Annotated in this window: 5 protein-coding genes and 1 pseudogene; 5 read left to right on the top strand and 1 reads right to left on the bottom strand. The window is 66.2% G+C overall.

All coding sequences use genetic code 11. The annotated features are described in order from the left end of the window. The 4 genes and pseudogenes from P7F68_RS17790 to P7F68_RS17775 all read left to right on the top strand — a co-directional run. A pseudogene (locus tag P7F68_RS17790) lies at window positions 1–152 on the top strand (4-hydroxy-2-oxovalerate aldolase); the annotation flags it as partial. A gap of 29 nt (window positions 153–181) precedes the next feature. Beyond that, complete coding sequence (locus tag P7F68_RS17785; RefSeq protein WP_002932107.1) at window positions 182–373, top strand: 2-hydroxymuconate tautomerase; 192 nt, start codon at window positions 182–184, stop codon at window positions 371–373. A gap of 101 nt (window positions 374–474) precedes the next feature. Further along, window positions 475–1404 (top strand): SphA family protein, encoded by a 930-nt coding sequence (locus tag P7F68_RS17780; RefSeq protein WP_277835149.1) that lies wholly within the window; start codon window positions 475–477, stop codon window positions 1402–1404. A gap of 240 nt (window positions 1405–1644) precedes the next feature. Continuing rightward, the gene (locus tag P7F68_RS17775) at window positions 1645–2217 is read left to right on the top strand and encodes an antibiotic biosynthesis monooxygenase (protein ID WP_002940931.1); all 573 of its coding nucleotides are present in this window, start codon (window positions 1645–1647) and stop codon (window positions 2215–2217) included. Between the two features lie 40 nt (window positions 2218–2257). On the opposite strand, the gene P7F68_RS17770 is transcribed toward P7F68_RS17775, so the two are convergent. Then, on the bottom strand, window positions 2258–2965 hold the full coding sequence (locus P7F68_RS17770) for a fumarylacetoacetate hydrolase family protein (RefSeq protein WP_002940929.1): 708 nt from the start codon (window positions 2963–2965) through the stop codon (window positions 2258–2260). Between the two features lie 262 nt (window positions 2966–3227). Between P7F68_RS17770 and purL the strand changes: the two genes are divergently transcribed. Beyond that, complete coding sequence (purL, locus tag P7F68_RS17765) at window positions 3228–7163, top strand: phosphoribosylformylglycinamidine synthase (protein ID WP_277835153.1); 3936 nt, start codon at window positions 3228–3230, stop codon at window positions 7161–7163. The last annotated feature ends 58 nt before the right edge of the window (window positions 7164–7221 follow it).

Here is a 7221-nt window from a genome sequence, read left to right as displayed (position 1 = left end):
TGCTGTTCGCCAAGCGCGCCGAGAAGAAGTACGGCGTGCCCGCGCGCGAGATCCTGGTCGAGATGGGCCGACGCGGCATGGTCGGCGGCCAGGAAGACATGATCGAGGATACGGCGCTCAACCTGGCCAAGGCGCGCGGCCTGGCGGCCTGAACCGCAACGACAACCCGGAGGAGAACACGATGCCGCTGGCAGAAATCACCATGATCGAAGGCCGTACCGAGGACCAGAAGCGGGCGGTGATCGCCAAGGTCACCCAGGCGCTGGTCGAGGCGGTCGGCGCACCGGTCGAGACCGTCCGTGTCGTCATCCGTGAGGTGCCCAAGACAAACTGGGGTATCGGCGGCGTGTCGGCGAAAGACCTGGGGCGCTAAGCCAACAGGAACCGTCAAGCGCATTCACGAGCGGCCCGCAGAGGCCGCCGCGACAAGAACAGCACCTGCTGTAAAACGACAATCATGAGGAGGATCGGAGCATGAAGCTGAACAAGCTATGGGCGGCGCTCGCCCTTGCAGGCCTGGCCATCGGTGGCGCTCAAGCCAAGGAAGGTGGCGACCAGTACCCGAACGGGGCCGAGACCTGGCTGGCTGGTGCGGTCCCGCCGCCGGGCAACTACTTCATCAACTATTTCGGCTACTACAGCGGCGACCTGGTCGACGGCGGCGGCGGCAAGGTCCCTGGCGCTGGTGTCGATGCCTGGTTCAACGCCTTCCGCTTCGTGCAGACGACGGAGCACAAGATCCTGGGTGGCAACTGGGGCTGGCATGTGATCGTGCCGGTGGTGCATCAGGATGTCGCCTTGGGGACAGGCTCGAAATCGAAGTTCGGCCTCGGTGACATCACCGTCAATCCCTTTATCCTGTCCTGGCACACAAAGAACTGGCACTGGGCAGCAGCGCTCGACGTCAATCTGCCCACGGGGGCGTACAAGCCGGGCGAGCCGCGTCAGAGCATCGGCGCAAACTACTGGAGCGTGGAGCCGATTTTTGCGTTTACCTACATGGGCGACACGGGCTGGGAGGTATCGGCCAAGTTCATGTATAACATCAAGACATCCAACAAGGACTTCCGTCCGGCTCCTGGGGCGCCGAAGATGAAGTACTCCTCGGGCGACGAGTTTCACCTGGATTATCTGGTCGGCAAGCGCTTCGGGCCCTGGGGCGTCGGCCTGTCGGGTTATTACCTGAAGCAGACGACCAATGACAAGCTTGATGGACAGACGATCTCTTCCGCATTGGGGCCTTGGTCCGACGGTCGCAAGGGCGAGGTCTTCGCCATCGGCCCGAGCGTGACCTACACCAACAAGCAAGGGGTTCATTTCATAGGCCAGTGGCACCATGAGGCCGAGGCCGAGAACCGCTTCAAGGGCGACAAGTTCTGGTTCAAGCTCATCATGCCGCTTTGACGCCTGTGCACCGGCCCGGCTGGTGCTGATGTAAGGGGAGCCCCGGCCGCCAGACAAGGCGGCCGGGGTTTTTCGATTCGCCGCAGCGCCCTGCGCATGCATGCGTGCCCCTCTCAGCCTGCTTGAAGGGAAGATGGATTTATTTGATTAAAATCTCGAGATTGTTGCTGTAGAGTGCACCTGTCCCCATCGATGCGGCCTGGATAGGCCGTGTCGTGGCGCCCCTACAGGAGATTGACAGTGACGAATGCCCCCGCCAAAGCAGAGACCGTTCGCGTGACCCGCATTGCCCGCCGCCGCGCCCGTCCGGGGCATGAGGCGGAGTACGAAGCCATGCTGCGCGAGATGTTCGCAAGAATGCGCGCGCACAAGGGGTTCCTGGGGGGCGACCTGATTCCGCCGGAGACGCCGGGCGGGGAGTATCAGACGGTGGTGCGCTTCGCGTCCGAGGCTGAACTGCAGGCCTGGGACATGAGCGATGCGCGCCTCGAGTTGCTCGAGCGCATGAAGGCGGTGGCCGAGGGCGAGCCCGAGTTCCGCAAGCTGAGCGGTCTGGAGGCCTGGTTCGAGCCCGCAGTGGTGCCAGCCACCATGCACCCGCCGCGCATGAAGATGGCAGTCGTGACCTGGCTCGGCATCTTCCCCACGGTGTCCTTCTTCCTGTGGTTCGTGCTGCCATGGCTGCAGCCGCTGCCTTTCCTGCCGCGTACGGCGATCCTTACCGCACTCATCGTCGCCACCATGACCTGGGTGGTCATGCCGCGCCTGACCAGGCTGTTGCGCGGCTGGCTCAGCCCTGCACCCAAAGGCTGAGCCAGCGCCGCTCTCCTGTCCAGGGGCGCAGCGCGCGGGCCTATTCCGCCGGGCCGATGTCGAAGCTCAGTGCGCCGACGCCTTCGATCCAGCCATCCAGATGGTCGCCCGGCTGCACCGGTCCCACGCCTTCGGGCGTGCCGGTGTAGATCAGGTCGCCAGCCTTCAGGTGGTAGTAGGTGGACAGGTCGGCGATGATTTCCGGGATGGTCCAGATCATGTCCGCGAGGTCACCGTTCTGGCGCAGCTGGCCATTGACCTTCAGGCTGATTTCGCCATGCGTGAGGACGCGGCCGTCGGCCGGCACGATCTCGCTGGCGACTGCTCCGGCTTCCACGTTCTTGGCGACGTCCCAGGGGTTGCCCTTGGCCTTGGCGCCGGCCTGCAGGTCGCGTCGGGTCATGTCCAGGCCACAGGCATAGCCGTAGATCATGCCCGCAGCCTGCTGTGTCGACACCCGGAATCCATCTTCGCCGAGGGCGACGATCAGCTCCATCTCGTGGTGGTAGTCCTGTGTCTCGGGCGGGTAGGGGGCGGTCGTACCCGACTCGGCCAGCATCGCGGCGAATTTGGTGAAGTACACCGGCCGCATGCTCGCCTTATCCACCGAGGTTCCCATCTCGCGTGCATGGGCCTGATAGTTGCGCCCGACGAAGAACAGCCTGTTGACCGGGAAGCGCGCACTGGTGCCGCGTACCGGCAGCGATGAGGGGGCGGGCGGTGCCCACAGGTAGTTGATGTCGGCCATCGTGGTCCTCGCGATCGGTTGAGGGCAGCAGTCTACAACGATCGCACGCATGGCAAGGGTGCGTGGAGCAGGGCAGTTGCACGAAGCGTCGCGCCCTTTTCCATGCTCGACGATCGGTTTTGACCTGCGGGCCATCATCAAGGCGATTGCGCTGCTTGGACGAGTGCTCGACGGCAGGGGGAGAGGTGCCTCGGTTATAATGCGGAGCTTGCCGGCGCTCCCACGCGTGGGCATCCGTTCCCCCGACCTGTTCCTGACAAACATGACCTCGATCCTCAAGCTGCGTGGCGCTGCGGCGCTGTCCTCTTCCCGCCTGGAACGTCTCGGCCGCGCCGTCGGCGAGGTCCTGCCCAAGCTCAATGCGCTGGTCGCCGAGCACTGGTACTTCATCGAGCTCAACGCGGCGTTGAGTGCAGAAGAGCATGCCCGCCTCGTCGACCTGCTCGACGCCCACCCGGCCACCGTGGCCCCGCCCGCCGGCACGCTGCGCCTGGTGGTGCCGCGCCTGGGCACGATTTCGCCGTGGTCGTCCAAGGCGACCGACATCGCTCACCAGTGCGGTTTCGACAAGGTCGTGCGCATCGAGCGCGGTATCGCCTACACCATCGAGGCGCGCGGGGTCGAGGGTAATGCGGGCCTGCTGGCGCTGCTGCACGATCGCATGACCGAGTCGATCCTCAACAGCGTCGATGAGGCCGAGGCCCTTTTCCATCACTACGAGCCGCAGCCGCTCACAACGGTCGACATCCTCGCCGGCGGTCGCGCCGCGCTCGAGCGGGCCAATGGCGAGCTCGGCCTGGCGCTGTCCGAGGACGAGATCGACTACCTGGTCGAGAACTTCAGCCGCATGGGGCGCAACCCGACCGACGTCGAGCTGATGATGTTCGCCCAGGCCAACTCCGAGCACTGCCGGCACAAGATCTTCAACGCTGACTGGGTGATCGACGCGCGGCCGATGGAGAAAACCCTGTTCGGCATGATCAAGGACACCCACAAGGCCCACCCCGAGGGCACGGTGGTGGCCTACTCGGACAACGCCTCGGTGATCGAGGGGGCGCGCATCGCCCGCCTGTACCCGGATGCCGACGGCGCCTTCCGCTACCACGACGAGGACACCCACATCCTCGCCAAGGTCGAGACCCACAACCACCCGACCGCGATCTCGCCCTTCCCGGGCGCGGCCACCGGCGCCGGCGGCGAGATCCGCGACGAGGGCGCAACCGGTCGCGGCTCGCGTCCCAAGGCGGGCCTGGCTGGCTTCACGGTGTCGAACCTCAACATCCCCGATTTCGGCCAGCCCTGGGAGAAGCCCTATGGCAAGCCCGAGCGCATCGCCTCCGCGCTCGACATCATGATCGAGGGCCCGATCGGCGCCGCCGCCTTCAACAACGAATTCGGCCGGCCCAACCTCGCCGGCTATTTCCGCACCTTCGAACAGGAAGTGCAGGGCGAGGTGCGTGGCTACCACAAGCCGATCATGATCGCCGGCGGCCTGGGCAGCATCCAGGGCCAGCAGGCCGAGAAGCCGACCTTCCCGCCGGGCACGCTGCTGATCCAGCTCGGTGGCCCGGGCATGCTGATCGGGCTCGGTGGTGGCGCGGCCTCGTCGATGGCGACCGGCACCAACACCGCCGACCTCGACTTCGCTTCGGTGCAGCGCGGCAACCCCGAGATCCAGCGCCGCTGCCAGGAAGTCATCGACGCTTGCTGGCAGCAGGGCGACAAGAACCCGATCATCGCCATCCACGACGTCGGCGCCGGCGGCCTGTCCAACGCCATGCCCGAACTGGCCGACCACGCCAGCCTGGGCGCGCACTTCGAGTTGCGCGAGGTGCACATCGAGGAACCGGGCATGAGCCCGCGCGAGATCTGGTCGAACGAATCGCAGGAGCGCTACGTGCTGGCGATCGCGCCCGAGAGCCTGCCGCTGTTCCAGGCCTTCTGCGAGCGCGAGCGCTGCCCCTTCGCGGTGCTCGGCACTGCCACGGCTGATGGCCACCTCACGGTGTCCGACCGCCACTTCGGCAACAAGCCGGTGGACATGGACATGAAGGTGCTGCTCGGCAAGCCGCCCAAGATGACGCGCAACGTGTCTCGCCGCGCCGTGCATCTGCCGCCCTTTGATACCACCGACTTCGATCTCAAGGAAGCCGGGATGCGTGTGCTGCGCATGCCGGCGGTAGCCAGTAAGAGCTTCCTGATCACCATTGGCGACCGCTCGGTCGGCGGCCTGACCGCGCGCGACCAGTTCGTCGGCCCGTGGCAGGTGCCGGTGGCCGACGTCGCGGTCACCGCGATGAGCTTCCAGGGCTACCGCGGCGAAGCCTTCGCCATGGGCGAGCGCACGCCGCTGGCCTGCGTCGATGCAGCGGCCTCGGGTCGCATGGCGATCGGCGAGGCCATCACCAACATCGCCGCCGCCGACATCGCCAAGCTCGGCGACGTCAAGCTCTCGGCCAACTGGATGGCCGCTGCCGGTCATCGCGGTGAGGATGCCAGGCTCTTCGACACCGTCCAGGCGGTGTCCGAGTTCTGCATCAGCGCCGGGGTGTCGATCCCGGTCGGCAAGGACTCGCTGTCGATGCGCACCGCCTGGCGCGAGGGCGAGGAGGACAAGCAGGTCGTCGCCCCGCTGTCGCTGATCGCCACTGCTTTCGCGCCGGTGCAGGACATCCGCAACACGCTCACACCGCAGCTGCAGCTGCCGGAAGGCGTCGAGACAGAGCTACTGCTGATCGACCTCGGCAACGGCAAGAACCGCCTCGGCGGCTCGGTGTTCGCCCAGGCCTACGATTCGGTCGGCGAGCATGCGCCCGATGTCGACCCCGTCCAGCTCAAGGCCTTCTTCGAAACCATCCAGCAATTGCGCCGCGATGGTCTCTTGCTGGCCTACCACGACCGCTCCGACGGCGGGCTCTTTGCGACCGTGTGCGAAATGGCCTTCGCCGCCAGGTGCGGCCTGTCGCTGATTCTCGACACCGTGTGCTACGACCCCTACATGATGGATGTCGATGGCCTCGAGAAGAAGCCCGACACCCTCAAGGGCCGTTTCGCCGACCGCCTGTTCGCGGGCCTGTTCGCCGAGGAGCTTGGCGCCGTCGTGCAGATCCGCCGCGAGGAGCGCGCCCGTGTCACCGAGCAGTTGCGCGCTGCGGGCCTCGCCTACCACTTCATCGGCGAGCCCAACACCCAGGACCAGATCCGCCTGCGTCGCAACGCCAAGCTGGTGTTCGAGGGCAGTCGCGTCGAGCTGCTGCAGGCCTGGTCGGAGACCAGCTACCGCATCGCCAAGCTGCGTGATGATCCAGAGTGCGTGCAGCAGGCGTTCGACGCCTTGGCGGATGCGACCGACCCAGGCCTGTCGGTGTCGCTGTCCTTCGACGTCAAGGAGGACGTGGCCGCACCCTTCATCGCCAGCGGTGTGCGTCCCAAGGTGGTGGTGCTGCGCGAGCAGGGGGTGAACTCCCAGTTCGAGATGGCAGCCGCCTTCGAGCGTGCCGGCTTCACGCCGGTGGACGTGCATATGTCCGACCTCCAGGCGGGCCGCATCGACCTCGCCGACTTCCATGGCCTGGCCGCCTGCGGCGGCTTCTCCTACGGTGACGTGCTCGGCGCTGGCCAGGGCTGGGCCAAGTCCATCCTGTTCAACGCCCGCTTGCGCGACGAGTTCGAGGCCTTCTTCCGCCGCAGCGACACCTTCGCGCTCGGCGTGTGCAACGGCTGCCAGATGATGGCTCACCTCGCACCGATCATCCCCGGCGCCGAGGCCTGGCCGACCTTCCGTCGCAACCGCAGCGAACAGTTCGAGGCTCGCTTCGTGATGGTCGAGGTTACCGACAGCCCGTCCATCCTGCTGCAGGGCATGGCAGGCAGCCGCATGCCGATCGTGGTCAGCCATGGCGAGGGCAGGGCGGTGTTCCGCAGCGAGGCCGACCAGGACAAGGCGCTGCTGGCATTGCGTTTCGTCGACAACCACGGCAACCCTGCGCAAGCCTACCCGGCCAACCCCAACGGTTCGCCGGCGGGCGTCACCGGCTTCACGACTGCAGACGGGCGTTTCACGGTAATGATGCCGCACCCTGAGCGCACCGCCCGCACGCTGCAGATGTCGTGGGCGCCACGGTGGCTGGTGAAGGATAGTCCCGATGCTTCTCCCTGGCTGCGCATGTTCGGCAACGCGCGGCGCTGGCTGTGCTGATCCTGTAGTCGATTGCCGCAGGCCTGCCGCGTCGGCTGCCCTGTTCATGAAGGGGTGA

Origin of the sequence: Thauera mechernichensis (assembly GCF_029588855.1) — a bacterium.
Taxonomy (GTDB): domain Bacteria; phylum Pseudomonadota; class Gammaproteobacteria; order Burkholderiales; family Rhodocyclaceae; genus Thauera; species Thauera mechernichensis.
Note: the sequence above shows the minus strand (reverse complement) of the source record. Positions and strands in the feature narration are given on the sequence as shown.